Source organism: Pseudomonas sp. FYR_5, from assembly GCF_043106315.1.
Lineage (GTDB): Bacteria > Pseudomonadota > Gammaproteobacteria > Pseudomonadales > Pseudomonadaceae > Aquipseudomonas > Aquipseudomonas putida_Y.
In genome coordinates this window covers 1-21,882 of the sequence record NZ_JBICMK010000018.1, presented here as the reverse complement: position 1 = coordinate 21,882, position 21,882 = coordinate 1, and the positions used below count along the sequence as shown (strand labels likewise).

The window sequence follows — 21,882 nt, the reverse complement described above, 5'->3', positions numbered from 1 at the left end:
GGGTGTTCAAAGGCGGAACGTGGCACGTACGGTGACGAACGACGAGTTTTCGCCGCCGGCATCCTTGATCGCCGAGCCAACGTCGTAATACTTCAGGTCAAGGTCCAGCGTCAGGTTGGGAGTGGCAAGCCAGCGTGTGCTGGCGCGGTAGATGGTACCGACATGGCGCCCCGTGCCACGGGTGTTGGCCAGCATGCTCATGCCGGGCATGTACACGCCGTCTTCCTCACGCTGTTTCCACACTTGGAAGATGCCCGGCTCGATGCGCAGCGTGCGCCAGGGCGAGAAGCCGAAGGTCGGCCCCACCACGATGATGTTGCTCAGGGTGGTGAGGCTGGCTTCGCCATAGACACCATTGCGTGGGTAAAGCGGGTCGAAAGTGCCGACTTTTCCGTCGCCCAGGTCACTGTCGCCACTCGCGGCATCGATGCGCATGCCCAGGCGCGGTTGCCAGGGATGGATGAAGGTGAAGCCGCTGTCGCTCGACAACGCCCAGGCGCGGATCGACGCGTTACCCAGATGGCCGGTCTGCCCGACGAGGTTCCAGCTCCAGTCCAGTGCCTGATGGCGGCCGAACAGCCGCGTGCCGAAGGTATAGCGCTGCTCGTCACCCGACTCGCCGGCCAGGCTACGGTCGTCGGTTTCCAGGCCAAAGGCCAACAGGTCCATGTTCCAGGACGCCGACAGCGGCAAGGTACCGTAGAGCCCGTAGAATTTGATGTTGTTGTTGCTGCCGTCGTCCCAACTGTCTTCACCGATTTTCAGCGGGCGCATAGCGAATGCATCCAGCTTGCGTCCGTCCTTGAGGTTGAGGCTGGCGCGCACGCCGTCGAAGCTCAGGCGGATGTTCGGCGAATCGCGGTAGGTGACCAGCATCTGGTCGCCAAAGCCCATCTCCTGGCGACCTACGCGTGTGGTATGGCGCCCTGCGGCGAAGTCGTAGTTGAAATCGACGAAGGCCTGTCGTACTTCATTACGGCTTTCATCATTGGGCGAGTACAAGTCCTTGCCGAAGGCGCGGGTATTCTCGACCTGGACGAAGGTACGCACGGCATCGTCGAACAGGTGCAAGTCGGCATGGGCCTGCAGCCGTTGCAGCAGATAGGAATCGTCGTTCAGCCCGCGCAGGCCAAAGAAGGGTTTGTCCGAAGCATCGGCCCGGTAGCGGGCCTCAGCCCCGAGTTGCAGCCAGGCCGACTCTGACAGCCGATGGTAGCGCAGGCCATCGAAGGGGGCCGTGGCCTTGGCGGGGTCGTCGAGAAAGCGGTAGTCCTCGATCCAGCGAGGGGCCCCTGGCCTCCCCGGCCGGCTCTCTTCGAGCGGGCTGGCCGCGTGGGCGGACTGGCACAGCGAAAGCACTATGAGGGGCAGGCATACCCCGTTCAACGGCTTGATCATCAGAATTTCCCTTCACTTGTTTTTATAATTGTTCTTACAAACTGGATAACTCTGTTAACGATTATTTTTGTTAACCATATGCGCCGTCAATAGCGTTCTTCACGTGTACGAGGAATGATCAACATCAAGCGTTCGCTAATCGCACACTTCTGCAGCGCACGGCTGCGGCATTCATTCATCCGTCGCTAGAATCCAGGGCGCACGGTCTATTCATAGGCCATGCGCTACTTTGAGCCCATTACAAAAACAAGAGTCCCCCCATGAATTGCCTCCGCCCCCTTGCCGCCCTCGGCGTGCTCATGCTCGGTGCCAGCCACGCCATGGCCGCACCAACCGTTAAACAACCAAACATTTTGTTGGTGGTCGCTGATGACCTCGGCTTTTCCGATTTGTCGGCCCTGGGCAGCGAAATCCAGACGCCCAACCTGGACAAACTGCTGGCTGACGGCCGCCTGATGCTCGACTTCCACGCGGCGCCCAGTTGCTCGCCGACCCGCGCGATGCTGATGTCCGGCAACGACCCGCACCTGGTCGGGCTGGGCATGATGTCGGAGACGCGCAAGCGCCTGCCGGCCGGTGCAGAGGTTCGCGCCGGCTACGAAGGCGTGCTCGGTGCCAATGTCGCGACCCTCGCCGAACTGCTGCATGACGCCGGCTACCGCACCTACATCGCCGGCAAGTGGCACCTGGGCATGCAACCGGCCCAGCAGCCACACAACCGCGGCTTCGACCAGGCCTATGTGCTGCTCGAAGGCGGCGCGGCGCACTTCAAGCAGGCCAATATGGACCTGCAGTCGAACTACAGCGCCACCTATCGCCACAATGGCGAGCCGATCGCGCTGCCCGACGACTTCTATTCCACCACCTGGTACACCGACCGCCTGATCGACGCGATCGACCAAGGCAAGGCCAGCAACAAACCGTTCTTCGCCTTTGCCGCCTATACCGCGCCGCACTGGCCGCTGCAGGCGCCGGATGCGTACCTGGCGCAGTACCGAGGCCGTTACGACCAAGGCTACGAAGTCATCGCCCACGAACGCCTGAAGCGCCAGCGTGAAGCCGGCCTGGTGCCCGCCGACTTCCCCCTGCAAGCACAATTGGAAGGCGTGCCGAGCTGGGCATCGCTGAGCGATGAACAAAAACGCCAGTCCGCACGCACCATGGAGGTATACGCCGCCATGGTCACAGCGCTGGACACCGAGGTGGGGCGCCTGGTGGAACACCTGCGCAAGACCGGCGAGCTGGAAAACACGATGATCCTGTTCATGTCCGACAACGGTCCGGAGAACGCCACCCGTGTCGATCCCGAGTGGATCAAGGCAAACTTCGATAACCGTCTGGACAACTATGGCCGCCGCGATTCGTTCCTGATGATCGGCTCGGCCTGGGCCCAGGTCAGTGCCCTGCCCAGCCGTCGCTACAAGATGACCACCTACCAGGGGGGCATCCGCGTACCGGCCTTTGTCTACTACCCGGCCACCATCAAGGCCGGCCGCAGCGAAGAGCTGGCCAGCGTCCGCGACATCATGCCGACCCTGCTGCAACTGGCCGGTGCGCCGATGCCCGGCGTCAACTACCGCAACCGCGATATCGTGCCGCCGCAAGGCACATCGGCGCTGAACTACCTGCAAGGCAAGGACAGCCAGATCCACGCCCATGACGAAGCCCTGGGCTGGGAAATCAACGGCAGCGCCTCGTTGCGCAAGGGCCCACTGAAGCTGGTGTGGGATGCCACCGACAGCAAGCCGAGCTGGCACTTGTATGACCTGCACAAGGACCCTGGCGAGCACCACGACATCGGCGCAGGGCACCCCGAGCAGGTGGCGCTGATGCTGCGCGACTGGAAGGCTTATGCCCAGCGCGGCAACATCGCGATCGATGCCGACGGCCGTCCGGCCAGCCCGATCCTGGTCAAGCAGCAATGATCGCCCGGGCAGCCGGCTGCGCAGCACTCGCCGCCGGCCTGCTCGCCGCCGCCTATGCCGTGTGGCCGCAAGCCCCGGCGCCGGCGCTGCTGTGCACGGGCTACAGCGGCCTGCCCGCGCAGCGCCAAGGCCCTTGGCGGGACGGCATGGTGCACGTGCCTGGCGGCGAGTTCAGCTTTGGTTCAAGCCGCTTTTACGACGAAGAAGGCCCGCCTCACCCTGCCAAGGTGTCCGGCTTCTGGATTGACGTGCATCCGGTCACCAACGCCCAGTTCGCGCGCTTCGTCAAGGCCACCGGGTATGTCACCCATGCCGAGCGCGGTACCCGAATCGAGGACGACCCTACCCTGCCCGACGCGCTGCGGGTTCCGGGTGCGATGGTGTTTCATCAGGGTGCGGACGTGCTCAGCCCCGGCTGGCAGTTCGTGCCCGGCGCCAACTGGCGACACCCGCAAGGGCCGGGCAGCAGCCTGGTCGGGCTGGACAATCATCCGGTGGTGCAGGTCGCCCTGGAAGATGCCCAGGCCTATGCCCGCTGGGCAGGCCGCGAACTGCCCAGCGAGGCGCAGCTGGAGTACGCCATGCGCGGTGGCCTGACCGATGCCGACTTCAGCTGGGGTAGCACCGAGCAGCCCAAGGGCAAGCTCATGGCCAATACCTGGCAGGGCCAGTTCCCCTATCGCAATGCGGCAAAGGATGGCTTTACCGGTACATCGCCCGTGGGTTGCTTCCCGGCCAATGGCTTTGGCCTGTTCGATGCCGGCGGCAATGTCTGGGAGCTGACTCGCACGGGCTATCGGCCAGGCCATGACGCACAGCGCGACGCCTGGCTCGACCCCTCAGGCCCGGCCCTGAGTGACAGCTTCGACCCGGCAGACCCCGGCGTGCCGGTGGCGGTGATCAAAGGCGGCTCGCACCTGTGTTCGGCGGACCGCTGCATGCGCTACCGCCCCTCGGCACGCCAGCCGCAGCCGGTGTTCATGACGACCTCGCACGTGGGTTTCAGAACGATTCGGCAATGAATGGCAACGGCGTGGCGGCCGCGTCGATGGCCGCCACCTGCCGGTCGAGGTCGGGCAGCAGGTAGCTGAGAAAGAACCCAACGCTTTCCTGCTTTTCCCGGCGCTGCGCCGACCCCTCTGGCAACACCTGGATGCAACGGGCGCTGCGGGCCCAGGCGAAGGCCTGCAGCGCCGTTGCGCACAACTGCAGGAAGTCGCCTGCGGCGCGGAACGGAAATTCGGGATCGCCCGCGGTCATCGACAGCACCTTGGCCAGCGCTGCCTCCAGCGTATCGCACGCACTGCCCAACGCGGTGGCAGCTGCGCCAGCGTCCGCAGCGGCCTCGGTACGCAACTCACACAACAGCAGGGCGAAACCGTCCCCCCCATCGCCCAATACCTTGCGCAGCATCAGGTCATTGGCCTGTATCTCGTTGGTGCCTTCGTAGATCATCGCGATGCGGCTGTCGCGCAAGGTCTGCTCGATGGCAAACTCCTGGGTGTAGCCATAGCCACCGAACACCTGCAGGGCCTGGCTTGCCAGGCTGAACCCCTGCTCGGTGAAGGCCGCCTTGATGATGGGCGTCAGCAGCGCCGCCAATGTCGCGGCCTTCGCCCGTTGTGCAGGCTCGACGGCGGCTTCGGCGATATCCAGCCACTGGGCCGTCCAGTAGGCCAGCGCGCGCATCCCCTCGGTACGCACCCGCAACTCCAGCAGGACCCGCCGCATGGCCGGGTGCAGGTGGATCGGGTCGGCGCCTTGGGCGCCTCCCTTGGCCCGCCCCGGGGCAGTCATCTGACGCCGCTCCAGGGCATAGTCGCGGGCCTGTTGCCAGGCTGCCTCGGCATGCCCCAACCCTTGCAAGCCAACATGCAGCCGCGCGGAATTCATCATCACGAACATCGCCGCCAGGCCACCATGGGGCTGACCCACCAGCCAGCCGCGGGCGCCCTCCAGGCGTAGTGCGCAGGTGGCGCTGCCACGGATGCCCAGCTTGTGTTCCAGGCCGTCGCAGTACAGCGAATTGCGCTGGCCATCCTCCAGCCATTTGGGCACCAGCAACAGCGAAAGCCCGCGGCTGCCGGACGGCGCATCCGGCAACCGGGCCAACACCAGGTGGAGTATGTCGCGGGTCAGGTCGTGTTCGCCGCCAGAGATGAACAGCTTGTTGCCACTGACCGCGTAGCTACCGTCGCCCAAGGGCACGGCGCGGCAGCGCAACAGGCTGAGATCGCTGCCGGCCTGGGGTTCGGTCAGGCACATGGTAGGCAAGGTGCCACCGCTGACGATGCCCGGCAGATAGCGCGCCTGCAGCGCGGCGGATGCATGGGTTTTCAGGCACAGGTAGGCGCCGTGAGCAATACCGGTGTACATGGCCCAGCCATGGTTGCTGCCGAACAGCATCTCTTGCAAGGCCGCCTCCAGCACTAGCGGCAGCCCTTGGCCGCCAAGCGCCGGGGCGCATGCCAGGGACGGCCAGCCACCGTCGACATAGGCGCGATAAGCCGCCGGAAATCCGTCCGGGGTGCGTACCTCCCCGCCCGCCATCTGGCAGCCCTGACGATCGCCCGAACTGTTCAAAGGGGCCAGCACCTGCTCGCAGAAACGGGCCGCCTCTTCCAGTACCTGGGCCGCCAGGTCGAGGTCGACGTCGGCGTACGCCGGTAATTGCGCCCAGGCCTGATCGGCCCGCAGCCAGTGTTGCAAGACGAACTGCATGTCGCGCAGGGGCGCCTTCCAGGTCATCGGATACCTCCGGGTCAGGCAATGAAATGGGGGTTTTCGATCAGCAGCGCCATGCCTTGGCCACCGCCGATGCACGCCGCCGCGATGCCATAGCGCAAGTTGCCGTCGCGCAATTGACGGGCCAAGGTGTGGACCAGGCGCAGGCCTGTAGCGGCCAGTGGGTGGCCGAGGGCGATAGCGCCGCCATGGACATTGAGCTTGTCTACATCGAGTTCAAGCGCCTGGGCCACCGCCAGCACTTGGGCGGCCTGCGCCTCGTTGATTTCCAGGCGGTCGATCTGCTCCAGGCGCAGGCCGCTGCGTTCGAGCAGCAAGGTGATGGCCGGCGCCGGCCCGATGCCCATGAGGCTGGGCGGTACGCCAACGGCCGTGGCCATCAGCAAACGCGCCAAAGGCGGATGAGTGCAATCGGAGTAGCGCGTGACCAAGGCTGCTGCCGCACCATCGACCACCGCGCAACTGTTGCCTGCCGTCTGTACGCCACCGGCGTGCACCGGGCGCAGCCTAGACAGTGCGGCCGCATCGGTAGGCCGTGGGTGGCTGTCCTGGCTGACCTCACTCACGCCACGCGGCAATGCGATGCCGCGTGGCTGGCAGCCTTCTGCCTCTAATGCCTGCGCGGTGACGCTGACGATTTCCTCGTCGAACCAGCCCTGCGCCTGGGCTTGCAGGGCCCGCTGATGGCTGCGCAGGGCCCATGCGTCCACCGTTTCACGCGCCAGGCCATGGGCACGGGCCAGGTTTTCCGCAGTACCGATCATGTCCACACCGGCAGCCGGGTCGTACAGGGCTTCCCAGAGAAAGTCCTTGAACCCGACCGGCGCACCCAGGCGAAAACCGCCCCGGTGTTCATAGGCCGCGATCGGATTGCGCGACATCGACTCCGCGCCCACGCACAGCACCTGGCGGGCGCCACTGCGCAGCTGCTCACCGGCCTGACGCAACAGTTCAAGGCCCGTGCCGCAGATACGCTGCACCGCCAGTGCCGGTACCGCCTGCGGCACGCCACAGTAGAGGCCGACATGGCGTGGCAGCATATAGGCATCGAAGCTGGCCTGGGCCATGCTGCCAGCGAGCACGCTGTCTACCGCCTGAGGGTTGGCAGCTGCACGTGCCAGCACCGCACGGCCGGCCTGAATGCCCAGGTCGATGGGCGAGATCGCGGCCAATGCGCCACCCAGGTCGATCCAGGGCGTACGCACCATCTGGACGATGGCCGTGTCCTCGAAGACGGTGCACAGCCCGGCCGCACTCAAGGCCGCACCTTGGCGTGCAATGCGTCGGGGTCTTCGCCACGGTACAGCGCCTCGACCTGAGCGGCGCGCCGCTGCAGCACGGCGCGCTGATTGATCGAGCCCTTGTCGGTGATTTCACCGGCGTCGATCGACGGCGGCTCGGCCAGCAGCGACAGCCATTCGATACGGCTGGCGTTGCCCTGGGCATCGCGGTTCAAGCGCTCCAGCCAGTCAGCGAACCAACTGCGCACGGTGTCGTTGGCCAGCACCTGCGCATCGCTGGCATCCTCTGCCAGCCCGGCCAGGCGCCGACACTCGGGCAGACGCGGGAACACCAGCAGGCCCAGGCATTCGCGGTCCGGCGCGGTGACCACGATGTCCTGTACGTAAGGCGAGCCCTCCAGCACTGCGCGGTTGCGCAGCGGCCCGACACTGACGAATACCCCGGACGAAAGTTTGAAGTCCTCAGCGATACGGCCATCGAACATCAGGCCAAGCTCGGGCTGCCTGGCATCGGCCAGCTTCAACGCGTCACCCGAACAGTAGAACCCCTCCTCGTCGAACGCCTCGGCGGTCTGCTGCGGCGAGCGCCAGTAGCCTGGCATGATATGCGGGCCACGGAAGCGCGCCTCGAGCTTGTCACCCACCGGCACCAGCTTCACTTCGCAGCCAGGTGCCGGCAGCCCGACATAGCCGGCCATCGACAAAGGCCCGGTGGTGAAGGTGCACGATGGCGAAGCTTCGGTCATGCCAAGGCCGGCCATCATGCGGATGCGTTCGCCGCAGTGTTGCTCGGCAATGCGGTCCAACCGGTCCCAGACGCTTTGCGACAGGCCTGCGGCGGCAAAGAAGAACAGCTTGATGCGGGCAAAGAACACCTCGCGCAGCGCGGGGTCCTGCTCCAGTGCCTTGACCAGCTCCTCCCAGCCCTTGGGTACGGTGAGGTAGGCCGTGGGGGAAATCTCGCGCAGATTGCGCAGGGTCTCGGCGAAGCCTTGTGGGGTTGGCTTGCCGGCGTCGAGGTAGAAGCTGCCACCGTTGTACAGCACGATGCCGAGGTTGTGGCTACCGCCGAACGTGTGGTTCCACGGCAGCCAGTCCACCAGCACCGGCGGCTCCTCGGCGAACGTCGGAAAAGTCTGCAGAAGCATCTGCTGATTGGCGCACAGCATGCGCTGGGTGGTGATCACCGCCTTGGGCAGCTTGGTCGAGCCCGAGGTGAAGAGGAATTTGGCGATGGTGTCCGGCCCGGTGGCGGCGAAAGCCGCATCGGCCGCCGCCAGGTCACCCGGTTGCAACAGGCTGTCGAAGCTTATATGGGGGCGACCTGCGACCTGGCCACGCACGCTGATCACGCCGACCGAATCGTTCAGCACCGCCTCGAAGGCGCGCTGGAACGGCTGGCTGTCGCTGACGAAGACCACTCCGGGGGTGAGCACCTCGCAGACATGGCGCAACTTGGCGAAGTCTTGCGACAACAGCGCGTAGGCCGGCGACACCGGGCAATAGGCAATACCGGCATACATGGCGCCGAGGGCGATTTGCAGGTGTTCGATGTCGTTGCCGGAAAGCAGCGCCAGCGGGCGCTCGGCACTGAGGCCCAGTCCTAGCAAGTTGGCGGCGATGGTGCGCACATCGGCGAGCATCTGCACGTAGCTGATCGAACGCCAGGCACCGTCTGCCTGACGTGCCGCGATGAAGGTGGTGTCCGGACGCACCTGGGCCCAGTGCACCAGGCGTTCGAGCAGACGCGCCGGCAGCGGCGCCAGTGGCTCGACAGGGTGCATGCGCAGCACGTCGTCGACGTGGCTGACCTGCACCCGGGGATGCCCGATGGCCACCTGGCGGTAGCGCGGACGTTGGCCAGGGTCGGTCGACCCTGAGCGGGCTTCGTTATTCACGCAGGTTGCTCCTCGTTCTTGTTGTACATCCTGCCGCCGCCCGGTATTACGGGCGGCGGTCATCTTGCCGGTGGCCTGGGCCTGCAGCGGCTAGATGGGATAGTGACGCGGGCCGTGCTGGAGGGTGACCCAGCGCAACTGGGTGAACTGATCGATGGCCGTGCGGCTGCCGAAGCTGCCGTAGCCGCTGGACTTGACCCCACCAAACGGCATCTGTGCTTCGTCGTGAACGGTCGGGCCGTTGATATGGCAGATACCTGACTCCACCCGTTGGGCCAAGGCCAGGGCGCGGCTGGTGTCGCGGCTGAAAATGGCCGATGACAGACCAAACTCCGAGTCGTTGGCCAACTGCAGCAAGGCTTCGTCGCCTTCGGCGCGCAGCACCACCGCCACCGGGCCGAAGGACTCCTCGCGGTACAAGCGCATGCTGGCATCGACGTTGTCGAGCAAGGTCGGTTGCAGGATGCTGCCCTCCAGCTGGCCGCCACAAACCAAGCGCGCGCCCTTGGCCACGGCATCGTCGATCAGTGCCTTGATGCGCTCGCCGGCCGCTGCGCTGACCAGCGAGCCGAGCACTGACGTGCTGGCCTGCGGATCACCTGCAGGCAGCCCGGCGATCTTCACCGCCAGCTTGTCGACGAAGGCGTCGGCAATACGGCTGTCCACCACAAGGCGCTCGGTGGACATGCAGATCTGCCCCTGGTTGAAGTAGGCACCGAAGGCCGCCGCTTCGACCGTGGCGTCCAGGTCGGCATCGTCGAGCACCAACAGAGGCGCCTTGCCGCCCAGTTCGAGCAGCGCTGGCTTGAGGTGGCGGGCCGCCAGTTCGCCGACAATGCGCCCGACGTGCGTCGAGCCGGTGAAGTTGACCCGGCGGACCGCAGGGTTGGCGATCAGCCGCTCGACGATGGCCGGTGCATCCTGCGGCGCATTGCTGATGACATTGACCACGCCGTCGCCGATGCCTGCATCGTGCAGCACCTGGCCGATCAGCCGATGGACCGCCGGGCTCAGCTCCGAAGCCTTGAGCACCACGGTGTTGCCGCAGGCCAGCGGCATGGCAATGGCACGCGTGGCCAGTATCACCGGAGCGTTCCACGGCGCGATGCCCAACACCACGCCGCAAGGCGCGCGCAGGGCCATCGCAAAGCTGCCCGGGACGTCCGAGGGGATCACTTCACCGGTGATCTGCGTGGTCATGGCTGCTGCCTCGCGCAGCATGTTGGCGGCCAACTTCACGTTGAAGCCATACCAGTTGGCCATGGCCCCGGTTTCACCGGCAGCGGCGATGAACTCGCCAGCCCTCGCCTGCAACAGATCAGCACCTGCCAGCAAGCGGCTGCGCCGCTCGCCCGGCGCCAGGGCGGCCCAGGCCGGAAACGCCGCGCTGGCAGCAGCCACGGCGGCATCAGCATCAGCCAGTGTGGCGGCAGCAGCTTGCGACACCACCTCGCCGGTCACCGGGTTACAGCGCTCGAAGGTTCGTCCATCACTGGCGGGGCGCGACTGCCCGCCAATCAGCAAAGGCACCTGCAACATGCTCATTCCTCTTGTTGTCGTTATAGAGAAATACCTGCGGGCTTTGGCGCGGCACACCGCCGCCCGCGGTGCGACTCAGCGCTTGTAGGCCTGCAGGCCTGGCTTGATGCTCTTGTCGTCGAGGAACTGCTTCATGCCCTGCTCGCGGCCACCTGTCGTGTCCAGCAGGCGAGACTGGTCGAGCTTGGCGTAGAGGTAGTCTTCGTTCTGTTCCCAGGTCAGCTCGCGGCAGCGCTTGAAGCCATTCTTCGCGGCGCGCAGCACCACCGGGTTCTTTTCCAGCAGGTTCAGCGCCAACTCGCGGGTGGTCTCACGCAGCTCGGACAGCGGCACGCTGTCGTTCACCAGGCCCATCTCGGCAGCCTTGCGGCCATCGAAGGTCTTGCCGGTCATGATGTAGTACAGCGACTGACGATGGCCAACGGTATCGGCCATGGCCTTGCTGACCAGGTTGCCAGGCGGGATGCCCCAGTTGATTTCCGACAGGCCGAAGGTCGCTTCATTGGCGCAGATCGCCAGGTCGCATGCCACCAGTGGGCTGAAGCCACCGCCGAAGCACCAGCCGTTGACCATGGCGATGGTCGGTTTGGCATACAGACGCAGCAACTTCCATTGCCATTGCGAGGCTTCGCGACGGATTTTTTCCTGGAGGATCTCCGGACCGGCGTCCACCTCGCGGAAGTACTCCTTCAGGTCCATGCCGGCGGTCCAGGACTCGCCAGCACCGGTCAGTACCAGCACGCCAGCGTCGGCGTCCTGCTCGAGGGTTTCCAGCACGTCGACCATTTCCCGGTTCAGCGTGGGGCTCATGGCATTGCGTTTTTCCGGGCGATTGAGGGTCACCCAGGCGATGCCCGATTCCAGTTCGACCTTCACGGTGGTCCAGCGGCCTTCGTATTTGCTCATGGTTCTGCACTCTTGTTGTTCGGGGTGATGGGCTCACGCTAACGGGTCAAATTAGTTATGTCAATTAACCATTAACAAAATTATCTTTGTGCAGAGGTTGGCGCGCTGCCTTTTTGCCAGACCTGCTCTAGCCGGATCGCAGAAGGACAGGCAAAATAGGTAACTTTCTTACCCATGACCGAGGAGCATGAACCCTGATGGCTAGGTCTGCCCGTACTACCGACGACGCTTGCGTGGCTGCTCCTGTGGGAGAAGGGGTGCTTGAAGACTTGATCGGCTACGCCTTGCGACGCGCGCAATTGAAGCTGTTTCAGAACCTTATCGCCCGGCTCTCGGCCCATGACCTGCGCCCGGCACAATTTTCCGCCCTGGCGATCATCGACCAGAATCCCGGGCTGATGCAGGCCGACCTGGCGCGTGCGCTGGCTATCGAACCGCCGCAAGTCGTGCCAATGCTGAACAAACTGGAAGAGCGCGCGCTGGCCGTGCGCGTGCGGTGCAAACCGGACAAACGCTCGTACGGGATTTTCCTGAGCAAATCGGGCGAAGCCCTGTTGAAGGAGTTGAAGCACATCGCCGCTGACAGCGATCATCAGGCGACATCCAACCTGTCGGATGACGAGAGGACTGAACTGTTGCGGTTATTGAAAAAAATCTACAGAGACTGACTCCGTCTGCCCAGCGTGGTGAAATCCGATCGACCTGTAGCGCCTCTTTGACGTCCCAAGAAAGCACCTTGGCAAATCAACCCAGAGGCGAGGTACTCATGAACGACCGCATCATCGCGTTTTTCAGCGACACCACCGTATTTGGCATCTCCATTCTCAATCTGCTGGTGGCGCTGACAGTCGCCATCGTGACCTTCCTGGTCGCCCGTGCCGCAATCAGCTTCCTGATACGCCGGATACGGCGGTGGTCCGAACACGAAGGCCCATTGAGCCAGGTAATGGCCAAGGTGCTTTCCGGCACCAGCAACTTTCTGTTGTTGCTGGCCTCATTGCTGGTGGGTCTGAGCATGCTCGACCTGCCCGAGCGCTGGCTAAGCAGGGTCAGCAGCCTGTGGTTCGTGGTCGCGGCCCTGCAGATTGGCCTGTGGGCCAACCGCGCCATCGGCCTGGGCCTGAGCCGCTACTTCGCCCGCCACCGCACCGACGGCCTGAACCAGGGCAGCGCGCTGGCTACCCTTTCGGCCTGGGGCGCGCGAGTACTGCTGTGGTCTGTGGTGGTGCTGGCGATGCTGTCGAACCTGGGGGTGAACATCACCGCCTTCGTCGCCAGCCTTGGCGTGGGCGGCATCGCAGTGGCGCTGGCTGTGCAGAATATCCTTGGCGACCTGTTCGCTTCGTTGTCGATCGCCGTGGACAAGCCGTTCGAGATCGGTGACTTCATCGTCATCGGGCCCCTGGCGGGTACCGTTGAACACGTCGGCCTGAAGACTACACGCATCCGTAGCCTCGGCGGCGAACAGATCGTCATGGCCAACGCCAGCATGATCAGCAGCACCATCCAGAATTACAAGCGCCTGCAGGAACGTCGCATCGTGTTTGAGTTCGGGCTTTCCTACGACACGCCCACCGAGGCTGTGAAGAAAGCGCCAGGCATCGTAGAAGACGCCATCAAGACCCAGGAGCAGGCGCGTTTCGATCGCGCTCACCTGCGCGGCTTCGGCAAAGAGGCGCTGGAGTTCGAGTGTGTCTACATCGTCCAGGACCCAGGCTACAACCTGTACATGGACATTCAGCAGGCGATCAACTTCAGGCTGCTGGAGCGGTTTTCGAAAATCGGCGCAAGGTTCGCCGTACCGGTGCGTGCGATCAAGGTCACGGCATTGCCAGAAGCATCCGGCATGCATGGCCAGGCTCGCGAAGGCCTGGGCATCAGAGGGGCTTGAATCTGGCAACTTGCCCAGAGCGCCAGACAGGCGCGACGCAGGGCGTGCTCATGGACACGCCCTGCTCGCCCTGAAACGCTATTTCACTGCCGCGATGAAGCTGTCTTTCAGCACCTCGAGAAGAAAGTCCGCATTGGCCCGGCTGAAAATCATCGAGGGCCGCATTTTCAGCACGTTGTCATGCGGGCCTTCGGTGCCGATCAATACGCCGCGCTCCCGGGCGCCATCCGCCACTTTTCTGGCCAGGGCCGTGGCTGGCGCCTTCGACTGGCGGTCGGTGACCAGCACGACGCCGAGAAACAGGCCCAATCCGCGCACATCACCAATCACGTCGAATTGCTGCTGAAGCTTGCGAAAACCATCGAGCAGGTAATGGCCGACATTCAAGGCGTTGTCTTTCAACCGGTCGCGCTCGATTGCATTGAGCACCGCCAGGCCTACCGCACATGACACCGGGTTACCGGCGAAGGTGTTGAAATACTCCATGCCGTTGTTGAAAGCATCGGCAACCTCGCGCGTGGTCACTACCGCCGACATCGGGTGGCCGTTACCAATGGGTTTGCCCATGCTGACGGCATCCGGGACCACGCCCTGGGTCTCGAATGCCCACCAGTGGCTGCCGACCCGGCCAAACCCGACCTGAACCTCATCGGCCAGGCACAGCCCACCTTCGGCTCGCACCATGGCGTACACCTCCTTGAGGTAGTGTTCGGGCAAAAACACCTGCCCCGCCACGCTCGGGATCGACTCGGCAATGAAAAAACCGGGGCGCTTGCCTGCCTTGCGCATGGCGTCCAGCTGCTCTGCCACCGACTCGGCAAAGCGCTTGCCGTGCGCTTCCACGGGCCAGTGCTCGGGGGCGTAGTAGCTGTCCGGGACTACGGCCTCGTAAACATGCGCCGCCCTGCCCTTGCCCGCCTTGCGCTTGTACTTGTAAGGGCTCAGATCGATCAGTTCCTGCGTGGTGCCGTGGTAGGCCCAGTCCAGCACGATCGCCTGATCACTGCCTGTGTAGTTGCGCGCCATACGCAGCATCAGGCTGTTGGCCTCACTCCCCGAGCAGCCAAAGGACGCTACGCAAAGGCCCTTTGGCAAAGTGCCGGTCAGGCGTTCGGCGTATTCGACGATGTTGTCGTGCAGGTAGCGGGTATTGGTGTTGAGCAGCGCAGCCTGGCGGGTCAAGGCTTCGACCACGTCGGGATGACCATGGCCCAGGTGGCAGACGTTGTTGAAGCAGTCCAGGTAGGCCCGCCCGAAGTTGTCGATCAGCCATACGCCATCCCCGCGCACGAACTTGATCGGATCGGTGTACGAAATGGACAGGTTAGGGAGCAGCAGTTCCTTGCGCCTGGCAATGATCTGGGCCTTGGTCATCCCCTGCTGGCTGTAGGTCTCTGGCGGGATACCGGCCAGGGCCGAAGCATCGGGGAACAGGTCGGCCCACGTGTCGCGGTACGCTGGCTCACCCACGCCAATGACCTCGCACGCGCTCAGCCGGGTATCGGTGACCACCTGCAGATGCAGGTGGGGAATCCAGCCGCCGTTCTCGTGATCGCTGCCCATGTAGCCGACCAGGTCGCCGGCTTCGAGCTTGTCACCGGCCTGCAAACGGCTGAGCGCCTCGTGGGCCATGTGCCCCCAGAGTGTCAGAAAGGGCGGGCAACCGGGTGGGGTATGCTCAAGCATCACCAGGCCGCCATACCCCAGCGGGCCTGGCTCGACCTCGACGCTTCTGACGGTGCCGCCGATCGGTGCGTACAACGGGGTACCCGCTGGCATCACCAGGTCTACCCCGATATGCAGGGTACGGTGCTGCCCCTTGATGAAGCGAGACTCGAAGGCGCTGTCGGTATAGATGGCACGTATCTCGCCCCATGGTCCGATGGCCAGCGGCACCTTGTGCGCGGCAGAGAATTCATTCCACCACCGCGTCGCATCTGCCGGGCGCTGCTGGGCCGAGGCGATGGTCATCTCGTGGCTGGCATCGCCAAACGGCGCGATCACCTTGTCGAGAATGGCGGCTGACGGGCGCACCAGGTCGGCAAACGACTTGTGGTTGTCGGCAATCCAGCGGCGGACCTCCCCCGCACCTTCGATGGCATCGAAACCACAGGCCTTGCGCAGAATGCCGGTGGCCAATCGTGGGTTCATCGAATCAAGCTGCTCCAGTAGGCGCCAGGCAGGCGCTTCACTGATCGCCAGGTAAGGGTTGTCGTCGGTCTGGTCCTGCCGGGAAGCGGAGAACGTGACGCTGATGACCAAGCGCATGGCTATCAGGTTGAACAACACATCAAGCTCTTGCGCTTGCAACGGGTACTTCTCATGGAAGCCGGCCACCAGCGCAGCCGCAGCGCCGATCGGGTCGTCCATGTCGAGAATGGCGTAGGCGCTGGCGATCGCGACCTCGGCAATCAGAACGGTGTGCACGGCATCGCCAAAATCGATGAAGCCAGTCACGTTACCGGCCGTTTCGGCATCGACCAGGATGTTCCAGTCGTTGGCGTCGTTGTGGATCACCTGGGCCCGAAGGGACGCCAGCTTCGGCTGTACAGCCTGTTCGAACCGGACGATGAAGCGCTCGGCAATGGCCCGGCGATCAGGGTCCTTGATGCAGTGCAGCCGCGAGCGGGAACGCGCAGCGTGGCGTAAGTCCCAGTCCAGGTCGCGGACTGCGCCCGGGTGCATGAAGCCCTGCAGGGCACGGTCAAGTTCACCGAGTGCCTGGCCGAAGTTTCTCATCAGCGCCATGGAACGACTGGCCTTGGCAAGTGGCGTGCCGGCCAGCCAGCTGACCAGGCGCACGGCGTGCTTTTCCCCGGTGCTGCTGGCCACAGACGGCAGGTAGTCGCCAGTCACGCTGGCCCGCAGGTGCGGCACGCCCAAATGCGCGCCATGCACGGCCAGGTGATCGAGTAGCGCGGTTTGAAACTCGCTTTCTACCCTGGGCTCGCTGGCATTGACGATTTTCAGTATCCAGCCTGCATCTACGCCAGTCTCCAGCCGGTAATTGCGATCACGTTCCCCATCCAGGGGCGTTGCAGTGCCGGTGACATTGAAGAAATCTTTTGCAAGGCCCTCTGCATCGCTTGCCGAAAACCGAGGTGCCGGGTGGGAAAGGTCTGTCATATCATCAGGTTCCGAGCGCGCGAATTGTTTTTGCAATAGCTTGTCATGCACCGCCGAAACGGACACCCTGCATACGGTCGGGCGCAACAGGCATTATGCCGGTACCGGCCGGCATAATGACGGCAAGCTTATCAAGGGGGTGGAATGCGTGACCTGGACGCTAAAGATCGTGAGATTCTTGAGGTACTGTCAAAGGACGCGCGTATTGCGCTCAAGGCATTAGCCGGCCGCATAGGCCTTTCCAGAAGCGCCACCACCGAGCGGGTAGCCAACCTTGAACGCAGCGGGATCATTCGCGGTTATCGCGCTGACATCGGCGAAATAGACGCCAACGTCATACGCGCCATCTTGCTGGTGACGTTGCAGCGCACGCCTGCCATGGGGTTGCTCGACCAGTTGGCAACGGACGCGCGCGTGCGACGGGTTTCATCGGTGAGCGGTCAGCTTGACCTGGTGGTTGAAGTGGAGACCCGGACGATCGACGACCTCAACCAAGTACGCGACAACGTGGCACGTCACGAATCGGTGGATGACATCACCACGTCGGTAGTCCTGCGCCGTGACATCGACCGGCAGGGCGCCTGATACCTGCAAAGGCAGTATTCACACCTGCCTCAGAGGTGTCGAAGCACGCCCTGAATCTCGCGAACGACCTGCCGCGTTGCCTCGTCGACAGTCCCTTCATTGCGGCACAGCACCCAGCCTTGCTCTGCAACTGCACGCTCGAACGCCTCGGTACAGGCAATTTGTTCATCCAGGTTATGGATCACCGTACTGCCCAGCCCACGTGTGCGCGCCGCGGCCCTTGCCCATGAGGTTTCAGGCGTTGTGACCACCCCGACATGCAGATCGGGTACTTGCACGTTCCGTTCGAGGTTCAGGCGCAGGATCTTGTCAAACGGCACTGTGCGGCGAAACGCGGCGTCAGAGGGGTACCAGCGATCAATCAGGATGATGCTGTCAGCGGGCTGCCTGGGCAGTACATGCCGGGAAATCCAGGCGCGGCTTTCAGCGAAGCGCTCGCAAACCTTGAACTCAAGGTCCTGGCAAGGGCTTCTGGAAAGCTGGTTGACCAAGGCCATGGTCTCGCCCCGGTGAGGGTCATTCTTTCTTTCGCAGAGGCGGATCACCTTGTTCCCGTCCAGCCGCAACGCTTGAGTGACGGCCTCCAGCAGCGTGGTCTTGCCGGTACCCTTGGGCCCATCGATGGAAATAAACAGTGGGCGGTTCATCTTGCAATACCAGTTGGCTCAAGCGCGGGATGAGACCATTGATCACAGCTGCCTTCAAGCGATTCTCGACAAGAGCACATCTGTACTCCAAAGCTGACTGATCAGCAGCAGCGCACCGCCCTGGGAATGGAGCGGCCCACCATCCCCAAGGCGTTCAATGCCTGCTAGGCTGACGGACGATGGCGGACCTGCTGCCCGCCTCCCCTTACCCACAGGCACGGGCCGATGACCTACAACCCCCAAGTTAACCTGACCAACTGCGACCGGGAGCCCATCCAGATTCCCGGGAGCATCCAGCCCCATGGCTGCCTGCTGGCCTGTGATGCCTCGGCGACCGTGGTGCTGCGCCATTCGGTCAACGCCCCACAAGTGCTGGGTGTAACAAACGATATCAATGGTCAGAAACTGCACGCGGTGCTGGGCGACGAGGTCGCGCATACGCTTCGCAACGCACTCGCCCGTACCCGGGATGCCTCGCGGCCCGCGCTCAGTTTTGGCGTGACGCTGCCCAACGGCGAGGCCGTCGACATCGCCGCCCACTTGTACAAAGGCACGGCAATCCTCGAATTCGAACCCGCCGGCGCGAGCATCGCCGAGCCGATCGAGCTGGCCCGCACGCTGATTGCCCAACTGCGCGAAATCGACCAGACCAGCAAGCTGTTCCGCGACGCCGCCCGTTTTGTCCGGGCGGTGCTCGGTTACGACCGGGTGATGATCTACCAGCTGGGAGCAGACGGTGCCGGCAAGGTGGTTGCCGAGGCCAAGCGTGGCGACCTCGAAAGCTTCATGGGCCAGTATTTTCCTGCCTCCGATATCCCCCAGCAGGCCCGCGCGCTCTACCTGCGCAACCCGATCCGGGTAATCTCCGACGCCCAGTTCAAAACGGTCGCCATCAACCCGGTGCTCGACCCCTCGGGCGAACCACTCGACCTGTCCTACGCGCACCTGCGCAGCGTCTCGCCGATCCATTGCGAATACCTGTGCAACATGGGCGTAGGCGCCTCGATGTCGATTTCCGTCATCGTCAACGGCGAGCTGTGGGGAATGATTGCCTGCCATCACTACGCACCACGCACGCTGTCCATGGGACAACGTGTGGCCGCCGAGATGTTCGGTGAGTTCTTCTCCCTGCATATAGAGACCCTGCGTAGCCGGCAAAAACTCGAAGCCGCCGTGCGCATCCACAAAGCGCTGGACAGCCTGCTGCGCGACGCCAATCAGACGGCGGACATTGATGGGTTCTTCCATGCACGCCTGCCCCGGTTGATGTCGCTAATTCCCTGCGACGGCATCGGCATGTCGCTGCTAGGCCGCTGGTCGTGCGCAGGGCTGGCGCCGCCCCAAACGGCCGTGCCTGATCTGCTGCGCCTGGCAGACATGGTCAGCGAAGGCCGAATCTGGGCGTCCAATCGCCTGTCGACAGTGCTCCCGTCGGCCCAGGCGTATTTTAATGATGTGTCGGGTGTGCTGATCATCCCGATGTCGCAACACCCAAGGGATTACTTGATCTTCTTCCGCAAGGAGGTGGTCGAGACACTCGACTGGGCCGGGGACCCGAACAAGACCTATGACAGCGGCGCGTTGGGCGACCGCCTGACGCCCCGCAAAAGCTTCGCCATCTGGAAAGAAACCGTTCACCAGCAGTCGCTACCCTGGACCGAGCAGGACCGCCAGTTTGGCGATGCCATCCGTACCGCTATCGTAGAAGTGGTGCTGCACAACAGCGAGCTGCTCGCCAGTGAACGCGCCAAGGCTGAAGTACGGCAGCGCATGCTCAACGAAGAGCTCAACCACAGGGTCAAGAACATCCTGTCGCTGATTGGTGCGCTGGTTGCCCATCCGACCCCGGAGAGCCAGACCCTGCAGGACTATGTGGCAACGCTGAAAGGGCGTATCCAGGCATTGTCGTTGGCCCACGACCAGGTGGTGCGCGGTGACGGTGGCGGGCGCCTGACGAACCTGCTGGAGGCCGAGCTTTCGCCCTATCGCACGGCTGCCAGCGTGATCGAATTGCAGGGCCCGAACGTCATCCTCGATGCGCGCGCGTACTCGGTCATGGCGCTGGTGCTGCACGAACTGGCCACCAACGCGGCCAAGTATGGTGCGCTATCGCGGGCCGGCGGCAAGCTTTCGGTGAGCTGGGCAATCGACGCCACCCACGCCTGTGCCATCAGTTGGCGTGAAAGTGGTGGGCCAACGGTACGCCCGCCCAGCCGCAGCGGCTTCGGCACGGTGCTGATCGACCGCAGCATCCCGTTCGATCTGGGTGGCACCAGCACGGTGGAATATCACCCCGAAGGCCTGCAAGGCTTTTTCAGAATCCCGGCCAAGCACCTTTCCGTAGCCGAAGCGGCAGAAACCGCTCTCCCGGCCACGCCCTTGGCGCGTGAACGCGGCGCCTTTGCAGCACGCTCGGGCTTGCGTGTGCTGATACTCGAGGATCAACTGGTGATTGCAGTAGGCTTGGAGCAAATCCTCAATGATGCGCAAATCACGGACGTGATCACCGCCAGCTCCGAGGACCAAGCCATGCAACTGCTTGGCAGCCACACACCGGACGCGGCAATACTGGATGTCAACCTGGGCACCGGAACCTCCATTTCCGTAGCGGATGAGCTGGTTCGCCGGCAGGTTCCGTTCCTCTTTGCCACCGGCTACGGCGAAGGCATCAGCATTCCCGAGCACTTGCAGCATGTGCCCGTCGCGCGCAAGCCTTATGACGCCAATGCCATTCTGGCCAGCCTGCAAGGCCTGCTTGATCTGGGGTGAGTGGGATTCAGAGGCAGTCTTGTGTCATGAAAAGGCCCGTAACGCCGACATATCACTGTCAGCTATACGGGCCTTTTCGCAGCGCAATGCCGCCCCTGAAAAAGGACGGCGCCGGCCTGTCAGGGCTTACACCGCCAGGGCGCGCTCACGCAGCTCGCTGTTGAGGATGCGGTCGTTCTCGCTGTAATCGACCGGGCAGTCGATCACGTGCACACCCGGGGTCTTGATGCAGTGCTCCAGCAGCGGCAGCAGGCCTTCGGCGCTTTCCACGCGGTGGCCGTTGGCGCCGTAGGCTTCGGCATATTTGACGAAGTCCGGGTTGCCGTAGTCCAGGCCGAAGTCGGTGAAGCCCATGTTGGCCTGCTTCCAGCGGATCATGCCGTAGCCGTCGTCACGCAGAATCACCACGGTGATGTGCATGCCCAGACGTACTGCAGTTTCCAGTTCCTGGCTGTTCATCATGAAGCCGCCGTCGCCGCACACCGAGATTACCGGGCGGTCCGGGTGCACCAGGTGCGCAGCCATTGCCGATGGCAGGCCGGCGCCCATGGTCGCCAGGGCGTTGTCCAGCAGCACGGTGTTCGGCTTGTGCGCCTTGTAGTTGCGAGCGAACCAGATCTTGTAGATGCCGTTGTCCAGAGCGACGATGCCTTCGGACGGCAGTACACGACGGATGTCAGCAACCATGCGCTGTGGGTAGACCGGGAAGCGGTCGTCGTCGGCGCCTTCGGCGATCTGTGCTTCGTTGGCTTCACGGATGGCCATCAGGCGGGTGAAGTCCCAGTGCGAAGTGTCATTCAGCGCTTCGCTGATCTGCCACACGGCGTTGGCGATGTCGCCGATCACTTCTACTTGCGGGAAGTACACGGCATCGACTTCGGCAGAGCGAAAGTTGATGTGGATGACTTCGGTGCCGCCACGGACCATGAAGAATGGCGGCTTCTCGATCACATCGTGGCCGATGTTGATGATCAGGTCGGCGGCTTCTACGGCGCGGTGAACGAAGTCGCCCGACGACAGTGCAGCATTGCCGAGGAAGCGCGGGTGACGCTCGTCGACCACACCTTTACCCATCTGGGTGGTGATGAACGGGATGCCGGTCTTGTCGATCAGTTGCTTGAGGACCTTGGCGGTCATCTTGCGGTTGGCACCGGCACCGATCACCAGGATCGGGTTACGCGCGTTCTGCAGTTTCTCGACGGCTGCTTCGAT

15 protein-coding genes are annotated in these 21,882 nt (G+C 63.6%); 6 read left to right on the top strand and 9 right to left on the bottom strand.

What is annotated here, in order from left to right; translation table 11 throughout:
* Positions 1-6: 6 nt before the first annotated feature.
* Positions 7-1,398, bottom strand: coding sequence for an alginate export family protein (locus tag ACF8RA_RS01630; RefSeq protein ID WP_176684174.1), 1,392 nt, complete (start codon positions 1,396-1,398; stop codon positions 7-9).
* A gap of 260 nt (positions 1,399-1,658) precedes the next feature.
* Between ACF8RA_RS01630 and ACF8RA_RS01625 the strand changes: the two genes are divergently transcribed.
* Both ACF8RA_RS01625 and ACF8RA_RS01620 read left to right on the top strand, forming a co-directional pair.
* Positions 1,659-3,323: an arylsulfatase gene (locus ACF8RA_RS01625; RefSeq protein WP_392460679.1), complete on the top strand. Its 1,665-nt coding sequence runs from the start codon at positions 1,659-1,661 to the stop codon at positions 3,321-3,323.
* Positions 3,320-4,345 (top strand): formylglycine-generating enzyme family protein, encoded by a 1,026-nt coding sequence (locus ACF8RA_RS01620; RefSeq protein ID WP_392488613.1) that lies wholly within the window; start codon positions 3,320-3,322, stop codon positions 4,343-4,345. The genes ACF8RA_RS01625 and ACF8RA_RS01620 overlap by 4 nt, the downstream gene beginning before the upstream one ends.
* On the opposite strand, the gene ACF8RA_RS01615 is transcribed toward ACF8RA_RS01620, so the two are convergent.
* From ACF8RA_RS01615 to ACF8RA_RS01595, 5 genes are all read right to left on the bottom strand, one after another.
* Positions 4,326-6,071, bottom strand: coding sequence for an acyl-CoA dehydrogenase family protein (locus ACF8RA_RS01615; protein ID WP_392460678.1), 1,746 nt, complete (start codon positions 6,069-6,071; stop codon positions 4,326-4,328). The genes ACF8RA_RS01620 and ACF8RA_RS01615 overlap by 20 nt on opposite strands.
* Positions 6,072-6,085: 14 nt before the next feature.
* Positions 6,086-7,327 carry a thiolase family protein gene (locus ACF8RA_RS01610; protein WP_392518712.1) on the bottom strand — a complete coding sequence of 414 codons (1,242 nt, stop codon included), beginning with the start codon at positions 7,325-7,327 and terminating at the stop codon, positions 6,086-6,088.
* Positions 7,324-9,207: a feruloyl-CoA synthase gene (locus ACF8RA_RS01605; protein ID WP_392518711.1), complete on the bottom strand. Its 1,884-nt coding sequence runs from the start codon at positions 9,205-9,207 to the stop codon at positions 7,324-7,326. The genes ACF8RA_RS01610 and ACF8RA_RS01605 overlap by 4 nt, the downstream gene beginning before the upstream one ends.
* A gap of 90 nt (positions 9,208-9,297) precedes the next feature.
* Positions 9,298-10,746, bottom strand: a complete 1,449-nt coding sequence (locus ACF8RA_RS01600; protein WP_103444432.1) for an aldehyde dehydrogenase — start codon at positions 10,744-10,746, stop codon at positions 9,298-9,300.
* A 75-nt stretch (positions 10,747-10,821) separates the two neighbouring features.
* Positions 10,822-11,652, bottom strand: coding sequence for a p-hydroxycinnamoyl CoA hydratase/lyase (locus ACF8RA_RS01595; RefSeq protein WP_209965673.1), 831 nt, complete (start codon positions 11,650-11,652; stop codon positions 10,822-10,824).
* 197 nt (positions 11,653-11,849) lie between these two features.
* On the opposite strand from ACF8RA_RS01595, the gene ACF8RA_RS01590 reads away from it, so the two are divergent.
* Together ACF8RA_RS01590 and ACF8RA_RS01585 are read left to right on the top strand one after the other, a co-directional pair.
* On the top strand, positions 11,850-12,320 hold the full coding sequence (locus ACF8RA_RS01590; RefSeq protein WP_103444434.1) for a MarR family winged helix-turn-helix transcriptional regulator: 471 nt from the start codon (positions 11,850-11,852) through the stop codon (positions 12,318-12,320).
* Between the two features lie 98 nt (positions 12,321-12,418).
* On the top strand, positions 12,419-13,543 hold the full coding sequence (locus ACF8RA_RS01585) for a mechanosensitive ion channel family protein (RefSeq protein WP_392518709.1): 1,125 nt from the start codon (positions 12,419-12,421) through the stop codon (positions 13,541-13,543).
* 78 nt (positions 13,544-13,621) lie between these two features.
* Here the strand turns inward: ACF8RA_RS01585 and ACF8RA_RS01580 are convergent, their stop codons facing one another.
* On the bottom strand, positions 13,622-16,669 hold the full coding sequence (locus tag ACF8RA_RS01580) for an aminotransferase class III-fold pyridoxal phosphate-dependent enzyme (RefSeq protein ID WP_392518708.1): 3,048 nt from the start codon (positions 16,667-16,669) through the stop codon (positions 13,622-13,624).
* A gap of 144 nt (positions 16,670-16,813) precedes the next feature.
* On the opposite strand from ACF8RA_RS01580, the gene ACF8RA_RS01575 reads away from it, so the two are divergent.
* Positions 16,814-17,254, top strand: a complete 441-nt coding sequence (locus tag ACF8RA_RS01575; protein ID WP_021784634.1) for an Lrp/AsnC family transcriptional regulator — start codon at positions 16,814-16,816, stop codon at positions 17,252-17,254.
* A 29-nt stretch (positions 17,255-17,283) separates the two neighbouring features.
* On the opposite strand, the gene ACF8RA_RS01570 is transcribed toward ACF8RA_RS01575, so the two are convergent.
* Positions 17,284-17,901: a dTMP kinase gene (locus ACF8RA_RS01570; RefSeq protein WP_176684165.1), complete on the bottom strand. Its 618-nt coding sequence runs from the start codon at positions 17,899-17,901 to the stop codon at positions 17,284-17,286.
* Between the two features lie 225 nt (positions 17,902-18,126).
* On the opposite strand from ACF8RA_RS01570, the gene ACF8RA_RS01565 reads away from it, so the two are divergent.
* A complete protein-coding gene (locus tag ACF8RA_RS01565) occupies positions 18,127-20,670 on the top strand; it encodes an HWE histidine kinase domain-containing protein (RefSeq protein ID WP_392518707.1) in 2,544 nt (847 codons plus the stop codon).
* A 126-nt stretch (positions 20,671-20,796) separates the two neighbouring features.
* Here the strand turns inward: ACF8RA_RS01565 and ACF8RA_RS01560 are convergent.
* Positions 20,797-21,882: acetolactate synthase large subunit (locus tag ACF8RA_RS01560; protein ID WP_392488621.1), on the bottom strand; the 1,086-nt coding region annotated here is incomplete at its 5' end.

Bases quoted from the DNA above. Each gene is read 5' to 3' on its own strand.
- ACF8RA_RS01615 (WP_392460678.1), bottom strand. From the start codon at position 6,071: ATGACCTGGAAGGCGCCCCTGCGCGACATGCAGTTCGTCTTGCAACAC.
- ACF8RA_RS01620 (WP_392488613.1), top strand. From the start codon at position 3,320: ATGATCGCCCGGGCAGCCGGCTGCGCAGCACTCGCCGCCGGCCTGCTC.
- ACF8RA_RS01595 (WP_209965673.1), bottom strand. From the start codon at position 11,652: ATGAGCAAATACGAAGGCCGCTGGACCACCGTGAAGGTCGAACTGGAA.
- ACF8RA_RS01625 (WP_392460679.1), top strand. From the start codon at position 1,659: ATGAATTGCCTCCGCCCCCTTGCCGCCCTCGGCGTGCTCATGCTCGGT.
- ACF8RA_RS01570 (WP_176684165.1), bottom strand. From the start codon at position 17,901: ATGAACCGCCCACTGTTTATTTCCATCGATGGGCCCAAGGGTACCGGC.
- ACF8RA_RS01565 (WP_392518707.1), top strand. From the start codon at position 18,127: ATGACCTACAACCCCCAAGTTAACCTGACCAACTGCGACCGGGAGCCC.
- ACF8RA_RS01580 (WP_392518708.1), bottom strand. From the start codon at position 16,669: ATGACAGACCTTTCCCACCCGGCACCTCGGTTTTCGGCAAGCGATGCA.
- ACF8RA_RS01630 (WP_176684174.1), bottom strand. From the start codon at position 1,398: ATGATCAAGCCGTTGAACGGGGTATGCCTGCCCCTCATAGTGCTTTCG.
- ACF8RA_RS01600 (WP_103444432.1), bottom strand. From the start codon at position 10,746: ATGTTGCAGGTGCCTTTGCTGATTGGCGGGCAGTCGCGCCCCGCCAGT.
- ACF8RA_RS01575 (WP_021784634.1), top strand. From the start codon at position 16,814: ATGCGTGACCTGGACGCTAAAGATCGTGAGATTCTTGAGGTACTGTCA.
- ACF8RA_RS01585 (WP_392518709.1), top strand. From the start codon at position 12,419: ATGAACGACCGCATCATCGCGTTTTTCAGCGACACCACCGTATTTGGC.
- ACF8RA_RS01590 (WP_103444434.1), top strand. From the start codon at position 11,850: ATGGCTAGGTCTGCCCGTACTACCGACGACGCTTGCGTGGCTGCTCCT.